A 14,720-nucleotide genomic window follows, 5' to 3' on the forward strand; every position below is an offset into this window, starting at 1 on the left:
CACAACTTGTCGACGCTGCTTACATACAAGACCTGCCACACATCGGCCCTCGGCTTCCAACAGCCTCGGCTTCGAACAACTGAGGGCCGTCCGGACAATGACGTCAGTCAAGAAGGCAAGGAGCAGCTCCCATGGCGGAAACCGCTATGACCCCAGCCGGGAACGCAGTCACCCGGTCCACCAAGGACCTCACCAAGGCGGCCGTCTCCGGCTGGCTCGGCACGGCGATGGAGTTCATGGACTTCCAGCTCTACTCGCTGGCGGCCGCCATCGTCTTCAACCAGATCTTCTTTCCCGGCGTCAGCCCGGCGATCGCTCTCATCGCCGCGATGGCCACCTACGGCGTCGGCTACGTGGCGCGGCTCGCGGGCGCGATCTACTTCGGCCGGATGGGTGACCGGATCGGCCGACGCCGGGTGCTGTTCCTGACCATCGCGCTGATGGGTGTGTCGACGACGCTGATCGGCGTCCTGCCGACGTATCAGATGATCGGGATCACCGCGCCGATCCTGCTGGTCGTGCTGCGCCTGGTCCAGGGCTTCGGCGCCGGGGCGGAGATCGCCGGCGCCACCGTGATGCTGGCGGAGTACGCGCCCGTGCGACGGCGCGGCCTCGTCGCCTCGCTGGTCTCGCTCGGCACCAACTCCGGGACGCTGGCGGCGTCGGCCCTGTGGGCGCTGCTGCTGGCCGTGCTCAGCGAGGAGCAGCTCCTCAGCTGGGGCTGGCGGCTGCCGTTCCTGCTCAGCTTCGTGCTGATGATCTTCGCGGTGTGGATCCGCACCAACGTGAAGGAGAGCCCGGTCTTCGAGGCCCGGCCCGACGTGGTCGACGGCGTCGCCCTCACCCGCGCCGAGGTCGAGTCGGCCGAAGCCCGGCCGGTGCTCCAGGCGGCGCTCGAGCAGCGCAAGGGCAAGGCGTTCTTCCTGGCGCTGGCCCTCCGGTTCGGCCAGGCCGGCAACTCCGGGCTGGTGCAGACCTTCCTCGTCGGCTACATCGCCACGAGCCTGGCCCAGGACCGGGCCCTGCCCACCGAGGCGATCATGTGGGGCTCCATCGTCGGCTTCGTGACGGTGCCCCTGGTCGGCATGCTGGGTGACCGCTTCGGCCGGCGCTCGATGTACAGCGCGCTGTCGCTGCTCACCATCGCGTTCGCGTTCCCGATGATGCTGATGATCACGAGCGGCAGCACGGCGGCCCTGCTCTTCGGCATGATCGCCGGCCTGAACCTCGGCGTCCTGGGCCTGTTCGCCCTGGAGAGCGTGACGATGGCCGAGCTGTTCGGCGCCCGCACCCGGTTCACCCAGCTCGCCCTCTCCAAGGAGATCGGCGGCATCCTCGCGACGGCGATCGGCCCGGTCATCGCCGCGTCGCTCACCGCCGCCACCGGCAGCTGGTGGCCGATCGCCGCGATGCTCATCGTCTACTCGACCATCACCCTGGTGGCCGCCCGCCTCGCGCCCGAGACCCGGGGCCGCGACCTGGTCCAGCTCGAGGACGCCGCATGAGGGCGGTAGTCGTGCACGGCGCCGGCGACCTCCGGGTCGAGGAGCGCCCCGACCCGGTAGCCCGGCCCGGCGAGGTGCTCGTCGCCATGGAATGGGGCGGGGTCTGCGGTTCGGACGTCGCCTACTGGAAGAACGGCGCCTCGGGCACCGCCGTCCTGCGCGACCCGCTGATCCTGGGCCACGAGGTCGCCGGCCGGGTAGTCGCGAGCGGCCCGGGTGTCCACGGCTGGGATCCCGGGCTGCGCGTCACCGTCCACCCGGCGCAGGCCGCGACGGGATCCGTCCTGCCGCCGCGCCTGACGGGGCGGACCAACCTCCACACGCGGGTCCGGTACTTCGGGTCGGCGGCCTTCCACCCGCACACCGACGGCGGGTTCAGCGAGCTGCGCGCCGTCCCGGCCGACCAGCTACGGCAGCTGCCGGACGGCGTCAGCACCGAACAGGGCGCCCTCGCCGAGCCGCTGGCTGTTGCCATGCACGCGGTCAGCCGCGCCGGGGAGGTGCGCGGGCGCGACGTCGTGGTCAACGGCGCCGGGCCGATCGGCTGCCTCGTCGTGGCGGCCGCGAAGTTCCGCGGCGCCGCCTCGGTCACCGCGGCCGACGTCTCCGACGCCTCGCTGGCCGTGGCGAAGGAGCTGGGCGCCGACCAGATCCTCAACGTCGGCGGCGGCGACCGGCTGCCCGACGACTGCGAGCTCGTGTTCGAGGCGTCCGGCGCGCCGGCGGCCCTCGGCGGCGTGCTGCGGGCCACCGCCCGCGGCGGGACGCTCGTCCAGGTCGGCAACCTCCCCGGCTCCGCCGCGCCCGCCGTCCTCGGCGACCTCGTGACCCGCGAGATCACCTGGATCGGCGCCTACCGTTTCGTCGAGGAGATCAGCGACGCCCTCGATGCCCTCCGTGACGGGCTCGACGTGTCCGGAGTGATCACCCACCGCTTCGACATCGGGCAGGCGGCCGAGGCGCTCGCCACGGCGGCCGGGCCCGAGAGCAGCAAGGTGATGATCCGCCTGTCCGGCGGCTGACCCGCCGTCGGCGCCCGTCATCCGTGCACGCCCTGGCCAGGCCGCACCGGGCGACCGAACGGGCACCATGGCATCGTGTCAGTGGACGCCGTGGCTCGGAAGGGGGACCGTTCATGCGTGGCACGGATCTGCTCGTGGACGCGTTCGGCCGGATCAAGGGGACGGTGCACAGGTCGGTCAGGGGGCTGTCCGCGGACGAGCTCGCGTTCCGCGTCGACGACAGCGCGAACTCGATCGCCTGGCTCGTCTGGCACCTGACCCGGATCCAGGACGACCACATCTCCGACGTCGCCGGCACCAGCCAGGTCTGGTCCGACGCCGGCTGGGACCGCAGGTTCGGCCTGCCGTTCTCGGCGGCGGACACGGGCTACGGGCACGACGCCGACGAGGTCGCCGCCGTCCGCGTGCCGTCCGGCGAGCTGCTCACGGGATACCACGACGCCGTCCACGACCAGACCGTGCGTTACCTGGCCCGCGTGTCCGACGACGAGCTCACGCGCATCGTCGACGAGTCGTGGAACCCGCCGGTCACCCTCGGCGTCCGGCTGGTCAGCGTCGTCAGCGACGACATGCAGCACGCCGGGCAGGCGGCGTACGTCCGCGGGATCGTGCTGCGCCGGCGCTAGATCATGCGTTGGTTGTGGGCGCGATCGTTGCGCCTACGCGCCCGTTATGGGCGCAACGATCACGCCCACAGCCAAGGTGGGCGGTAAACTGGCCGAATCGCCACAGACATGACGCGTCCCGAGACCGCGGGCGAGCTCCTGACCCTCGCGGTTAATGACCTCGTGCGCACGATCCAGGACCGCGTCCCGGCGGCGCTCGCCGACGAGCCGGACGCCGTGCACCAGCTACGCACCGAGATTCGTCGCCTGCGCAACGTGCTTGCCGCGTTCCGCAAGCACCTCGACAAGGACGCGACCGCCGAGCTCCGCAGCCGCCTCAAGGAGTGGGGTGACGTGCTGGGGCGGGCGCGCGACCTCGAGGTACGCACCCAACAGGCCGCGGCGGCGGCCGACACGGCGGGCCTCGACGAGAAGGCCCGCTCAGACCTGGTCGACCCGCTGCGGACAGCCCATGCGCAGGCCCACGCCGAAGCGGTGCGCTGGACCCGGTCGGACCGGTGCGGCGACCTCGCCCGGCTGATGTACGAGTGGGCCGCCGAGCCCCGGCTCGGCGAACGAGCCTCGCGGCCGGCAAAGAAGGCCGCCCGCCGGGCCGTGCGCCGTCAGACCGACCGCACCCTCGACGCCGCCGGCAGGCTCGACGAGCCCGAGACCGCGCACGAGCTGAGGAAGGCGGCGCGCCGGCTGCGGCACACCTCCGACGCGATCACCCGCGATCCGGTCGGCCTGCTCGGCCCCCGAACCAAGGACCTCGGCGCCGCCGGGCACCGGATCCAGTCCGTGCTCGGCGACCACCGCGACGCGCTGCTCCTCGCCGAGCACGTCCGCGACCAAGCGGACGGTTCCGCAACATACGACGGCGTCGTCTACGTGTGCGAGGAGCGCGCCCTCACCGCCCTGGCGGATCTGCCGGCTGCGCTCGCTGAGCTGGAGGCCCGCTCGCACTGAACCACTTGACCGGCTACGCGATCGTACCGACCGCTGTCTTGGGAACCAGCAGCTCACCCAGCCGGCCGGCGTCGACGTTCGCGCCGAACACCGGGGTTCCCGGCTCCATGCGGACGCCCTCGGCGAGCGGCCCCGCGTTGACGGGGTCGAAGCCGAGTGCGTCCACGATCTCGGCGACCGTCGCGACGTCGGCCGCGTCGTCGCCGGCGATCGCTATCGCCTTGCGGCCCGGCGCCCCGGCCGGCCGGGCTTCGTCCTCGAGGTCGTGATAGCCCATGTGGTTGAACGCCTTGACGACGCGCGCGCCGGGCATCGCGGCCTGGACGAGCTCGCTCGTCGACTCCTCGGGGCCGAGTATCCCGTCGCGGGGCCCGTCGACCTCCCACCAGTGGTTCATCGTGTCGACGACGAGCTTGTTCTCCAGCACGGCGGCCGGGACCGTGTGATACCTGCCCAGCGGGAGGGCGAGGATCACGGCGTCCGCCTCGCGCGCCGCCGTCTCCGCGGTGACCGCGCTCGCCCCGGGAGCGAGCACCTCAACGGTGAGCGCGATCCGGGCGGGGTCGCCGGAGCCGGCGACGAGCACCCGGTATCCGGCCGCGACGGCGAGGCGGGCCAGCACCGTGCCGACCTTGCCCGCACCGAGGATCCCGATCGTGTGCACGGCGCCGGTCATCGCGACACCGCCAGCTTCGCCGGCTGCTCGGCGAGCAGCTCGCGGACCATCGGGATGACGCGCGTGCCGTAGAGCTCGACGGCGCGCAGCCGGTCGCTGGCGCGCAGGGCGCCTCCGGCGGAGTAGATGAGGTCGAACCGGCCGACGTCGAGGGCGCGGATGGCCTTGGCCATCTTGCGGGCGACGGTCTCGGGCGAGCCGATGTAGAGCGAGCCCTGGGCGACGTCCGCCTCGAACTCCTCCCGGCGCAGGGGCGGCCAGCCACGCAGGGCGCCGATACGGTCGCGGATCACCTTGTACCCCGGGTAGAACAGCTCCATCGCCTCCTCGTCGGTGTCGGCGATGAAGCCCGGGGAGTGCATGCCCACGGGGTAGGCGGTGGTGCCGAGCTCGCTCGCCGCCCGGCGGTAGAGGTCGACGTATGGCGCGAACCGCTCGGGTGCGCCGCCGATGATCGCCAGCATGAGCCGGAGCCCGTAGCTGGCGGTGCGGATCACGGACTGCGGCGAACCGCCCACCCCGACCCAGGTGGTCAGGCGGCCCGACTCGGTCTTGGGGAAGACATCCGCCTCCTCCAGCGACGGCCGCAGGGTGCCCTCCCAGGTCACCGGCTTCTCGTCGAGGAGCTTCACGAACAGGTCGATCTTCTCCTCGAAGAGCTGGTCGTAGTCGCGCAGGTCGTAGCCGAACAGCGGGAACGACTCGGTGAACGACCCGCGTCCGAGGATGACCTCCGCCCGGCCGTTCGAGAGGGCGTCGACCGTGGCGAACCGCTGGAACACGCGCACCGGGTCGTCCGAGCTCAGGACCGTCACGCCCGAGGCGAGCCGGATGCTGGAGGTCTTTGTCGCGATGCCGGCCAGCACGGTCTCCGGCGTCGAGATCGCGAACTCGGGCCGGTGGTGCTCGCCGACGGCGATGACGTCGACCCCGGTGTCGTCGGCGAGCACAGCCTCGTCGACCGTTCGGCGGATCGCCTCGCCGTAGGAGACGACCTCGCCGCGGTCGTTCCGCGGCAGGTCTCCGAAAGTGTCGATGCCGAACTCGATGTCGCCCATGCGAACTCCTCCACGACTGCACTACACATCTGATTGACACGTCAATCATGCACCCGATATAGTTGACACGTCAATCACCCGGAGGTTCTCGTGACAGACGACACACAGCGCACCCGCCAGTCGCCGACGGCCGACGAGCTGCGCATCTGGCGCGGGTTCATCGAGACCGCCCAGGCCCTGAATGCCCGGCTGGCCAGCCGGCTCCACGAGGAGTCGGCGCTCTCGCCGGGGGACTATTCCGTGCTCCTCGCCCTGAGCGAGGCGGACGGGCGCCGGCTGCGCTCCTCGGAGCTCGCGGACGCGGTGGGCTGGGAGCGGAGCCGGCTCTCGCACCACATCAGGCGCATGGAGGGACGCGAACTCATTCGCCGCGACGACTGCGCGGTCGACTATCGCGGGGCCGAGGTGGTCCTCACCGACCACGGGGCGCAGGCGTTCCGCAGCGCCTCGGTGCCGCACCTGCGCGCAGTAAGAGAGCTGTTCATCGACGCACTCTCCCCCGGGCAGCTCGACGAGGTCGAGAGATTCACCGCGGCCCTGAGTGCCCGCCTGACCCCCAAGAACTGATTTGTTGTGGGCGTGATCGTTTCGCCTAAAGCGGGCACGTAGCCGCAACGATCACGCCCACAACCGAGCTACTTGGCGGTGGCCAGGTCTGCGGCCAGCTCCTCCAGCAGGTCGTACGCCTCCTGCATGCCGCCCTCCATGCCCGTGGCGATGATCATGTCGCGGATCTCCTTGCTGGAGACGGCAGTGCGGACGGTGAGCGTGGTGCGGTCGTCGCGCTCGGCGAGCGTGTAGTGGTTCAGGCTGGGCTCGGAGTCGCCGTCGGGCATCCCCTCGAACACCTCGGTCTGGACCATGCGCTCGGGGGCCTCGATCTCCCGGAACTCGCCGTGGAACGCGACCTCGAAGCCCTCGTTCGCGCTCATCACGTACCGCCACGTCCCGCCGACCCGCAGGTCGACGGCCACGTCGGTCACGGTGCCGCGCTGCCCGGCCCACCAGCGCTTGATGAGGTCGGGCTCGGTGAGCACCTTCCACACGAGGTGGCGCGGTGCGTTGAACTCCCGGGTGACCAGGATCTCGGTGTCGGTCGGCAGCGTCAGGACGGCGCTGCCCTTGGTCGTGGTGGCCATGTCAGTCTCCCTCGGTGGTTTCTGTCTCTCCTGCGGTTGCTGCTTGCGTGAGCTCGTCGAGCACGTCGGCGACCAGGTCGAACCGTTCGTTCCAGAGGCGCTCGTACTGGGCGACCCAGGCGTGGACGGCCCGCAGCGGCACGCCGTTCACCCGGTAGAGGCGGCGGCGTCCGTCGTCGCGCACGTCCACCAGCCCGACCTCGCGCAGGACCCGCAGGTGCTTGGACACCTGCGGCTGGGCGAGCCCGAGCCGTTCGGTCAGGTCGCTCACAGCGAGCTCGCCGCCGGCGAGGGCGTCGAGGATCTCGCGGCGGCGCGGCTCGGCCACCGCGTTGAACGCGTCGGTCGTGGTCGCTGCTCGTGCCATGGTTCAAACGTATACCCATATGGGAATGTGTCAAGACCGATGCGCCCAGGGGGTTTCCGCCCGATAGCGTTGGGGCATGACTAAGACCTCGAAGAACTCGAAGTACTGGCAGCTGCTGGGCGAGCAGGTGGGCCACGAGATGGCAGCACATCTGCAGTACGTGGCTATCGCGGTCTGGTTCGACAGCCACGACCTCCCGCAGCTCGCGGCGCACTTCTACCGGCAGTCGCTCGAGGAGCGCAACCACGGGATGATGATCGTCCAGTACCACCTGGACCGGTCGCTGCCCGTGGCGATCCCCGGCATCCCCGAGGTGCGCAACGACTTCGCGAACGTGATCGAGCCGCTCCAGCTCGCCCTCGACCAGGAGCAGCAGGTCACCCGCCAGATCGAGGCGATCTTCCGCGCGGCCCGCGAGGAGGGCGACGCCCTGGGCGAGCAGTTCCTGATGTGGTTCCTCGAGGAGCAGGTCGAGGAGGTCGCGGCCGCGACGACGCTCCTCACCGTCGCCAAGCGCGCCGGGGACAACCTGTTCGACCTGGAGAACTACGTCGCCCGCGAGACGATCGGCGACGCCGGCGTCTCGGCGGACGCGCCGAGGGTGGCGGGCGGGTCGCTCTGAGATCCCGCGACTTCGGTCGAATGCTCTGAGACCGGTCCGTCGATGGACCGGTCTCAGGGCATTCGACCGAAGTCAGCAGGACGCCGGTCTTCGGCAGAAGCTACAGCGCCCTGTCCCCCGCCGCGCTGCCCTCGCCGATCCACCTGTCCGCCAGGGCCTCCGATTCTCGAGCGAGCAGCGCGACGTCGGCCCCGACGAGCACGAAGGACGCCCCGGCGTCCAGGTAGGCCTGGGCCGCCGCCGGGTCGAAGGCGTTGACGCCGACTGGTTTGCCCTCGCCGCGTACCGCCTCGAACGTCTTGAGCACGGCGGCGGTGACGTCCGGGTGCGTCTGCTGTCCGAGCAGTCCCATGGACGCCGCCAGGTCGGACGGCCCGACGAACACGCCGTCTACGCCGTCGACCCCCGCGATTGCGGCTGCGTTCTCGACGCCGGTCGCGGACTCGACCTGCACGAACAGCGACACGTGCCGGTCTGCGTCGCGCATGTAGCCCTCGACGCGGTTCCAGCGTGCGCCGCGGGCCAGCGCGCTGCCCACCCCGCGCACGCCGCGCGGCGGGTAGCGCACTGCTCGCACGACGGCACGGGCCTGCTCGGCCGTGTCGACCATGGGCACCAGCACGTTCTGCGCGCCCAGGTCGAGGATCTGCTTGAGCACCACGACGTCGCCCGACGGCGCCCGCACGACCGGGGTGACCGGGTACGGCGCCACCGCCTGCAGCAGCGCCGTCATGGTCTCCAGGCCGATCGGCGAGTGCTCGCCGTCGATCAGGAGCCAGTCCAGGCCGGCTCCGGCACAGATCTCCGCCACCAGCGGGCTGCCGGAGGACACCCACATGCCGATCTGCGGCCGGTCCGACCCGGCGATTCGGTCGCGGAACGTGGGCGGCAGGGTCAGACGAATCGGCACGAGACGGTCCCCAGTTCTCGGTAGTCGGCCAGTATGGTGTCGCCACGCTCCACCCACACGGGTCGGGTGAAGGAGCCGGCCAGGATGATCTCGCCGGGTTCCAGCGCGTCACCGTGCTGGGCGAGCTTGTTCGCCAGCCAGGCGACGCCGGTGGCGGGGTGGTTGAGGACCGCGGCGGCGACGCCGGACTCCTCGATGGTCTCGTTGCGGTACAGGAGCGCCGAGACCCAGCGCAGGTCGGTCTCCCCGATCCGCACCGGGTTGCCGCCGTAGACCATGCCGCCCATCGCCGCGTTGTCGCTGATCGTGTCGACGATGGTGCGGCCGGCCAGCTCGATGCGCGAGGACAGGATCTCCAGGGCGGGCACCACGTACTCGGTGGCGCGCAGCACGTCGAACACCGTGACACCCGGCCCCTTGAGGCCCTCGCGCAGCACGAAGGCGAGCTCCACCTCGATCCGCACGTTCGAGAACCGGCCGTGCTCGATGACCGACCCGTTCTCGAAGACCATGTCGGCGAAGATCGCGCCGTAGTCCGGCTCGGTGATGCCCGTCGCGGCCTGCATGACCTTCGAGGTGAGCCCGATCTTGCGGCCCACCGGGCGGCGTCCGTCCTCGATGCCGCGCCGGCGCCACGTGTTCTGCACGGCGTACGAGTCCTCGACCGTCATGCCGGGGTACCGCGTGGTCAGGAGCGGCACCGTGGTGCGCTCTGCCTCGGCGCGGGCCAGTTCGTCGGCGATCGTGGCGATCGTCGCGTCGTCAAGCATGGGCTTCTCCCTCACAGCTGGTGTCCCAGCTTGTACTCGCCCTGCTTCCACGACGGCAGCGCCTCGGCGTCGTCCTCCGGACGCGTGTAGGAGAACCCGTCCGCGCCGATGGTCACCGCCATCTCCGAGGTGTCCGTGCGGGCGACGACCGGCTGCGGGTTGCCGTCCAGGTCCAGGACGAGCGATGCCTCCGTGTACCAGGACGGCACGACCGGGTTGCCCCACCAGTCGCGGCGCTGGTTGTCGTGCACGTCCCAGGTCACCACGGGGTTGTCGGGGTCGCCCGTGTAGTAGTCCTGCGTGTAGATCTCGACGCGGTGCCCGTCCGGGTCGCGCAGGTACAGGTAGAAGGCGTTGGAGACGCCGTGCCGGCCCGGACCGCGCTCGATGCGGTCCGACATGCGTAGCGCGCCGAGCTTGTCGCAGATCGCGATGATGTTGTGCTTCTCGTGCGTGGCGAACGCGACGTGGTGCATGCGCGGCCCGTCACCGCCCGTCATCGCGGTGTCGTGCACGGTGGGCTTGCGGCGCATCCACGCGGCGTACGTCGTGCCCTCGGAGTCCTGGATGTCCTCCGTGACGCGGAAGCCGAGGTCCTCCATGAACTTCACCGCGCGCGGCACATCCGGGGTGACCTGGTTGAAGTGGTCCAGGCGCACCAGCGCGCCGGGGGTGTGCAGCTCGTACCGCCACGCGAGACGCTCGACGTGCTCGACGTCGTAGAAGAACTCGTAGGGGAAGCCGAGCGGGTCGATCACCCGCACCGAGTCGCCGAGGCCCTTGGTGAAACCATCCTTGCGGCGCACTACGCGGCAGCCGAGCTCGGTGTAGAACTCGACAGCCTTGTCGAGCTCCTCGGGGCTGCGCACCCGGTAGGAGAACGCGGCGACGGCGGCCAACGGCCCCTTGCGCAGCACGAGGTTGTGGTGGATGAACTCCTCGAGGCTGCGCAGGTAGACGGTGTCCTCGTCCTCCTCGGTGACGACGAGGCCGAGCACCTCGACGTAGAAGTTCCGGGAGGCGGCCAGGTCGGTGACGACCAGCTCCATGTACGCGCACCGCAGGATGTCCGGCGGTGGCGCCACGGGCGTGGGGATCGGGTCGCTGGCGGTGATGGGCGCGTCGCTGGTCACGGCGGGTCCGGTGGTGTCGGTCATCTTCAGGCTCCCTTGCCAAAAGTCGGGTTGTGCACTGCGCCGAGCGTGATGTGCACGGCCTGCTGGTCGGTGTAGAAGTCGATCGAGCGGTAGCCGCCCTCGTGCCCGAGGCCGGAAGCCTTGACCCCGCCGAACGGCGTGCGCAGGTCGCGCACGTTGTTCGAGTTGAGCCAGACCATGCCCGCCTCGACGCTCTGCGCGAAGTTGTGCGCACGCTTCAGGTCGTTGGTCCAGACGTAGGCGGCCAGCCCGTACTTGACCCCGTTGGCCAGGTCCAGGGCCTCCTCCTCGGTGTCGAACGGGGTGATCGCCACGACCGGGCCGAAGATCTCCTCCTGGAAGATCCGGGCCGACGGCGGCACGTCCGCGAAGACGGTCGGAGCCACGTAGTTGCCGGCGTCGAAGCCCGCAGGGCGCCCGCCGCCCGCCACGAGCCGGCCCTCGGTCTTGCCGATCTCGATGTAGGAGACGACCTTCTCGTAGTGCTCGGGGTGCACCAGCGCGCCGACCTCGGTCTTCGGGTCCTGAGGGTCACCGACCACGACACGCTCGGCCTGCTCGGCGTACCGCTCGACGAACTCGTCGTACACCCCGCGCTCGACGAGGATGCGGCTGCCGGCGGTGCAGCGCTCGCCGTTGAGCGAGAAGACGCCGAAGATCGTCGCGTCGATCGCGGCCTCCAGGTCGGCGTCGGCAAAGACGATGGCCGGGGACTTGCCGCCCAGCTCCATCGACAGGCCCTTGAGGTACGGGGCGGCGTTGGCGAAGATGAGCTGTCCCGTGCGGCTCTCCCCCGTGAACGAGATCAGCGGGACGTCCGGGTGCTTGACCAGCGCGTCCCCCGCGTCCTCACCGAGGCCGTTGACCAGGTTGAAAACGCCCTCGGGCAGCCCGGCCTCCTCGAAGATGCCGGCCCACAGCGACGCCGAGAGCGGCGTGAACTCGGCGGGCTTGAGCACCACCGTGTTGCCGGTTGCCAGTGCGGGGCCGAGCTTCCAGGACTCGAGCATGAACGGGGTGTTCCACGGCGTGATGAGGCCCGCGACGCCGATCGGCTTGCGGTTGACGTAGTTGATCTGGCGGCCGGGCACCTTGAAGGTGTCGTCCGACTGGCCGACTACCAGGTCGGCGAAGAACCGGAAGTTCTCCGCGGCCCGGCGCGCCTGGCCCAGCGCCTGCGTGATCGGCAGGCCGGAGTCGAAGCTCTCCAGCTCGGCGAGCCGCGCGTCGCGGGACTCGACGATGTCCGCGATCCGGTGCAGGATCCTCGAGCGCTCACGCGGCAGCATCCTGGGCCAGGGCCCGTTCAGGAACGCCTCGCGTGCCGCAGCGACCGCGCGGTCGACGTCGGCCGCCTTTCCTGCCGCGGCCTGCACGTACACCTCGTTGGTCACCGGTTCGAGCACGTCGAACGTGTCGCCGTCCGCCGAGTCGACGAACTTGCCGCCGATGTAGTGCTGGATGCGGCCGGGCAGGCCGGCGGGCACGTGGCGGGTCGTCTTGTCGTTCACCTGGTTGGTCACTGTGTCTCCGTGGGTCGGGTCCGGTGGGGCGCGGCTCCGTCGGCGCGGGCGTCCAGGAAGGCCTGCATGGTTGCCCACCGGTGGTTGCGCGCGGCTATCTCGATCTCGAGCGGGTCGGCCCTGGCCGCGATCAGGTCGAGGATGTGGGCGTGCTCGGCCACCGAGTCGTGGGCCCGGCCGGGCACGAAGGCGAACGTGGAGTCACGCAGCCCGGACAGCTGGGCCCAGCCGCGGTGGACCATGTCGAGCAGCAGCTGGTTGGGGCACGACTCGAACAGCACCGAGTGGAACTGCCGGTTGAGGGCCGTGAACGCGTGCGGGTCGAAGTGGTCGAGCAGGGAGCGCAGGTGCTCGTTCACCTCCGCCGCTCGCTCGAGGTCCGCGCCGGAGATGCGGGGCGCCGAGAGGCCGGTGGCCGCGCCCTCGACCACGCCGAGGGCCTGCATGGCGTCGACGTATCCCTGCTCGTCGACCATCGCGACCCGCGCGCCGACGTTGCGTTCGTACGTCACGAGGCCCTCGGCCTCGAGCCGCCGGATCGCCTCGCGCACGGGCACGACGCTCATCGCGAGCTCGCCGGCGATGCTCTGCAGCACGAGACGGTAGCCCGGGCTCAGCTCGTGGAGCGCTATGCGGTCACGCAGGTAGTCGTACGCGAGCTGGGACTTGCTGAGCGCGCCGGCGAACGCGGTCTCGACGGCCGACGTCGTCACGTCCTCGGTCGTCATCGCGACTCCCTCTCTGTCTGGGACTTCCATGACTCGTAGCGCGCCTGCCACTCGGCGTTCGGGGGGAACAGCCCGTCGACGGGGTGGCCGGCGGCGACCTGCTGCGCCACCCAGGCGTCCTGCTCCTCCTGGGCGAGGGTCGCGTCGGCGACCTCCTCGGCCAGGTGCGGCGGGATGACGACGACGCCGTCCGCGTCGCCCACCACGACGTCTCCGGGCAGCACCGTCGCGCCGCCGCAGGCGACGGCCACGTCGGTGTCCCACGGCACGTGCCGGCGGCCGAGCACTGCGGGGTGGGCGCCCTTCGAGAAGACGGCGAGCCCCGTGGCAGCCACGGCGTCGAAGTCGCGGACGCCGCCGTCGGTGACGACTCCCGCGGCCCCGCGGACCTTCGCGCGCAGCGCGAGGACGTCGCCGAGAGTGGCCGAGCCCGTCTCGCCGCGCGCCTCGATGACGATGACCTCTCCGGCACCGACCGCGTCGAACGCGCGCTTCTGCGCGTTGTAGCCGCCGCCGTGCGAGGCGAACAGGTCCTCGCGGTTCGGCACGAAGCGCAGCGTCCGCGCGCGGCCCACTATCGTCGCGGCCGGCGTGTTCGGCCGCACCCCTTCGATGATCACGTTGTTCAGGCCGCGTCTGCGCAGCTGGGCCGAGAGTCCGGCGACCGGCGCGCGGCGCAGCTTGTCCGCGAGCTCGTCGGTGAGCGCGAACGGCTCCGGCTCGGCCGGGAGGCCCGCGGCCTCCCGGCTCCCCCACGCCTCGGCACGCTGCGTGTCGTCGATCTTCGGGCCCGCGCCGATGTCGCCGAACGGCACGTCGCCCTGCACCACGGTGGTCACGAGGCGGCCCGACGTCGGCGCGCCCGGCGCCGCCGGGGCGTCCACCTCGACCTCGACGACGTCGCCCGGCCCGACGACGCTCGACCCGGCGGGCGTACCCGTGAGGATGACGTCGCCCTTCTCGAGCGTCAGGTGCTGGGACAGGTCGGCCACGATCTGCGCGAACGGGAACAGCAGCGCGTCGGCGTCGGTGGTGTCCTCCTGCACGAGCTCACCGTTGACCCAGGTGCGCAGGCGCAGCCCGGCCGGGTCGACCGCGCGGGCGTCGAGGAGAGCGGGGCCGACCGGTGTGTAGCCGTCGCGGCCCTTCGAGCGCACGTTCGATCCCTTGTCGGCCCAGCGCAGGTCGTAGACGCCCAGGTCGTTCGCGGCGGTCACGGCGGAGACGTGGTCCCACGCCTTCTCGACCGGCACGTGCCGGGCCGGCTCCCCGATGACCAGCGCCACCTCACCCTCGAAGGCGAGCAGCTCCGTCCCTGCGGGCCGCTCGACCTCGCCGCCCGTGGCGGCGAGCGAGCTGGTCGGCTTGAGGAAGTACGACGGTGCCGCGGGGCGTCGTCCGCGCTGGTCGGCGCGAGAGGCGTACGCGACGTGGACGGCGACGACCTTCCCCGGCCGCACCACGAGCGGTCCTGGCGCGGACGGCGGCCGGTTCGTCGGCACGTGCGGTTCGGTACTCATGAGCTCCCTTGCCCGTTCTCAAGCGGTCTTCCATGACCCTCTGGCATTTCGTATCACAGATCGTATATGGTCTGTGTAAGCACGGCAAGGCCCATCCGGGCCTCGCCCACGACGACGGGCCTGCCGAGGACGGCGGGGCCGGATGACAA

At 71.0% G+C, this 14,720-nt stretch carries 16 protein-coding genes; 6 read left to right on the top strand and 10 right to left on the bottom strand.

Going from position 1 to position 14,720, the window contains the following annotated elements:
- Window positions 1-131: 131 nt before the first annotated feature.
- From IE250_RS22320 to IE250_RS22335, 4 genes are all read left to right on the top strand, one after another.
- The gene (locus IE250_RS22320; protein WP_229872699.1) at window positions 132-1,505 is read left to right on the top strand and encodes an MFS transporter; all 1,374 of its coding nucleotides are present in this window, start codon (window positions 132-134) and stop codon (window positions 1,503-1,505) included.
- Window positions 1,502-2,527, top strand: a complete 1,026-nt coding sequence (locus tag IE250_RS22325; RefSeq protein ID WP_189671519.1) for an L-idonate 5-dehydrogenase — start codon at window positions 1,502-1,504, stop codon at window positions 2,525-2,527. The genes IE250_RS22320 and IE250_RS22325 overlap by 4 nt, the downstream gene beginning before the upstream one ends.
- Window positions 2,528-2,640: 113 nt before the next feature.
- Complete coding sequence (locus tag IE250_RS22330; RefSeq protein ID WP_189671520.1) at window positions 2,641-3,153, top strand: mycothiol transferase; 513 nt, start codon at window positions 2,641-2,643, stop codon at window positions 3,151-3,153.
- Between the two features lie 108 nt (window positions 3,154-3,261).
- On the top strand, window positions 3,262-4,101 hold the full coding sequence (locus IE250_RS22335; protein ID WP_189671521.1) for a CHAD domain-containing protein: 840 nt from the start codon (window positions 3,262-3,264) through the stop codon (window positions 4,099-4,101).
- A 13-nt stretch (window positions 4,102-4,114) separates the two neighbouring features.
- Here the strand turns inward: IE250_RS22335 and IE250_RS22340 are convergent, their stop codons facing one another.
- Together IE250_RS22340 and IE250_RS22345 are read right to left on the bottom strand one after the other, a co-directional pair.
- The gene (locus tag IE250_RS22340) at window positions 4,115-4,777 is read right to left on the bottom strand and encodes an NADPH-dependent F420 reductase (protein WP_189671522.1); all 663 of its coding nucleotides are present in this window, start codon (window positions 4,775-4,777) and stop codon (window positions 4,115-4,117) included.
- Entirely contained in the window at window positions 4,774-5,835 is a 1,062-nt protein-coding gene (locus IE250_RS22345) for an LLM class flavin-dependent oxidoreductase (protein ID WP_189671523.1), read from the bottom strand. The genes IE250_RS22340 and IE250_RS22345 overlap by 4 nt, the downstream gene beginning before the upstream one ends.
- A 90-nt stretch (window positions 5,836-5,925) precedes the next feature.
- Between IE250_RS22345 and IE250_RS22350 the strand changes: the two genes are divergently transcribed.
- Window positions 5,926-6,402 carry a MarR family winged helix-turn-helix transcriptional regulator gene (locus tag IE250_RS22350; protein ID WP_189671524.1) on the top strand — a complete coding sequence of 159 codons (477 nt, stop codon included), beginning with the start codon at window positions 5,926-5,928 and terminating at the stop codon, window positions 6,400-6,402.
- Between the two features lie 68 nt (window positions 6,403-6,470).
- Here the strand turns inward: IE250_RS22350 and IE250_RS22355 are convergent, their stop codons facing one another.
- Together IE250_RS22355 and IE250_RS22360 are read right to left on the bottom strand one after the other, a co-directional pair.
- A complete protein-coding gene (locus IE250_RS22355) occupies window positions 6,471-6,974 on the bottom strand; it encodes an SRPBCC family protein (RefSeq protein WP_189671525.1) in 504 nt (167 codons plus the stop codon).
- 1 nt (window position 6,975) lies between these two features.
- Window positions 6,976-7,341 (bottom strand): ArsR/SmtB family transcription factor, encoded by a 366-nt coding sequence (locus tag IE250_RS22360; RefSeq protein ID WP_189671526.1) that lies wholly within the window; start codon window positions 7,339-7,341, stop codon window positions 6,976-6,978.
- A 76-nt stretch (window positions 7,342-7,417) separates the two neighbouring features.
- On the opposite strand from IE250_RS22360, the gene IE250_RS22365 reads away from it, so the two are divergent.
- The gene (locus IE250_RS22365; protein WP_189671527.1) at window positions 7,418-7,963 is read left to right on the top strand and encodes a ferritin; all 546 of its coding nucleotides are present in this window, start codon (window positions 7,418-7,420) and stop codon (window positions 7,961-7,963) included.
- A 100-nt stretch (window positions 7,964-8,063) separates the two neighbouring features.
- On the opposite strand, the gene IE250_RS22370 is transcribed toward IE250_RS22365, so the two are convergent.
- Genes IE250_RS22370 through IE250_RS22395 form a run of 6 tightly spaced genes read right to left on the bottom strand, consistent with a single transcriptional unit; the run spans window position 8,064 to window position 14,571 of the window.
- A complete protein-coding gene (locus IE250_RS22370; protein ID WP_308434180.1) occupies window positions 8,064-8,873 on the bottom strand; it encodes an HpcH/HpaI aldolase family protein in 810 nt (269 codons plus the stop codon).
- Window positions 8,858-9,643: a 2-oxo-hept-4-ene-1,7-dioate hydratase gene (hpaH, locus tag IE250_RS22375; RefSeq protein ID WP_189671528.1), complete on the bottom strand. Its 786-nt coding sequence runs from the start codon at window positions 9,641-9,643 to the stop codon at window positions 8,858-8,860. Before hpaH ends, IE250_RS22370 begins: the two co-directional genes overlap by 16 nt.
- A gap of 11 nt (window positions 9,644-9,654) precedes the next feature.
- The gene (gene hpaD, locus IE250_RS22380) at window positions 9,655-10,800 is read right to left on the bottom strand and encodes a 3,4-dihydroxyphenylacetate 2,3-dioxygenase (RefSeq protein WP_189671529.1); all 1,146 of its coding nucleotides are present in this window, start codon (window positions 10,798-10,800) and stop codon (window positions 9,655-9,657) included.
- A gap of 2 nt (window positions 10,801-10,802) precedes the next feature.
- Window positions 10,803-12,323 carry a 5-carboxymethyl-2-hydroxymuconate semialdehyde dehydrogenase gene (hpaE, locus tag IE250_RS22385; protein WP_189671530.1) on the bottom strand — a complete coding sequence of 507 codons (1,521 nt, stop codon included), beginning with the start codon at window positions 12,321-12,323 and terminating at the stop codon, window positions 10,803-10,805.
- Window positions 12,320-13,051, bottom strand: a complete 732-nt coding sequence (locus tag IE250_RS22390) for a GntR family transcriptional regulator (protein WP_189671531.1) — start codon at window positions 13,049-13,051, stop codon at window positions 12,320-12,322. The genes hpaE and IE250_RS22390 overlap by 4 nt, the downstream gene beginning before the upstream one ends.
- Window positions 13,048-14,571, bottom strand: a complete 1,524-nt coding sequence (locus IE250_RS22395) for a fumarylacetoacetate hydrolase family protein (protein ID WP_189671532.1) — start codon at window positions 14,569-14,571, stop codon at window positions 13,048-13,050. The genes IE250_RS22390 and IE250_RS22395 overlap by 4 nt, the downstream gene beginning before the upstream one ends.
- Between the last annotated feature and the right edge of the window lie 149 nt (window positions 14,572-14,720).

It is taken from the genome of Promicromonospora soli (genome assembly GCF_014653785.1).
In the GTDB taxonomy this organism is placed as follows: Bacteria; Actinomycetota; Actinomycetes; order Actinomycetales; family Cellulomonadaceae; genus Promicromonospora; species Promicromonospora soli.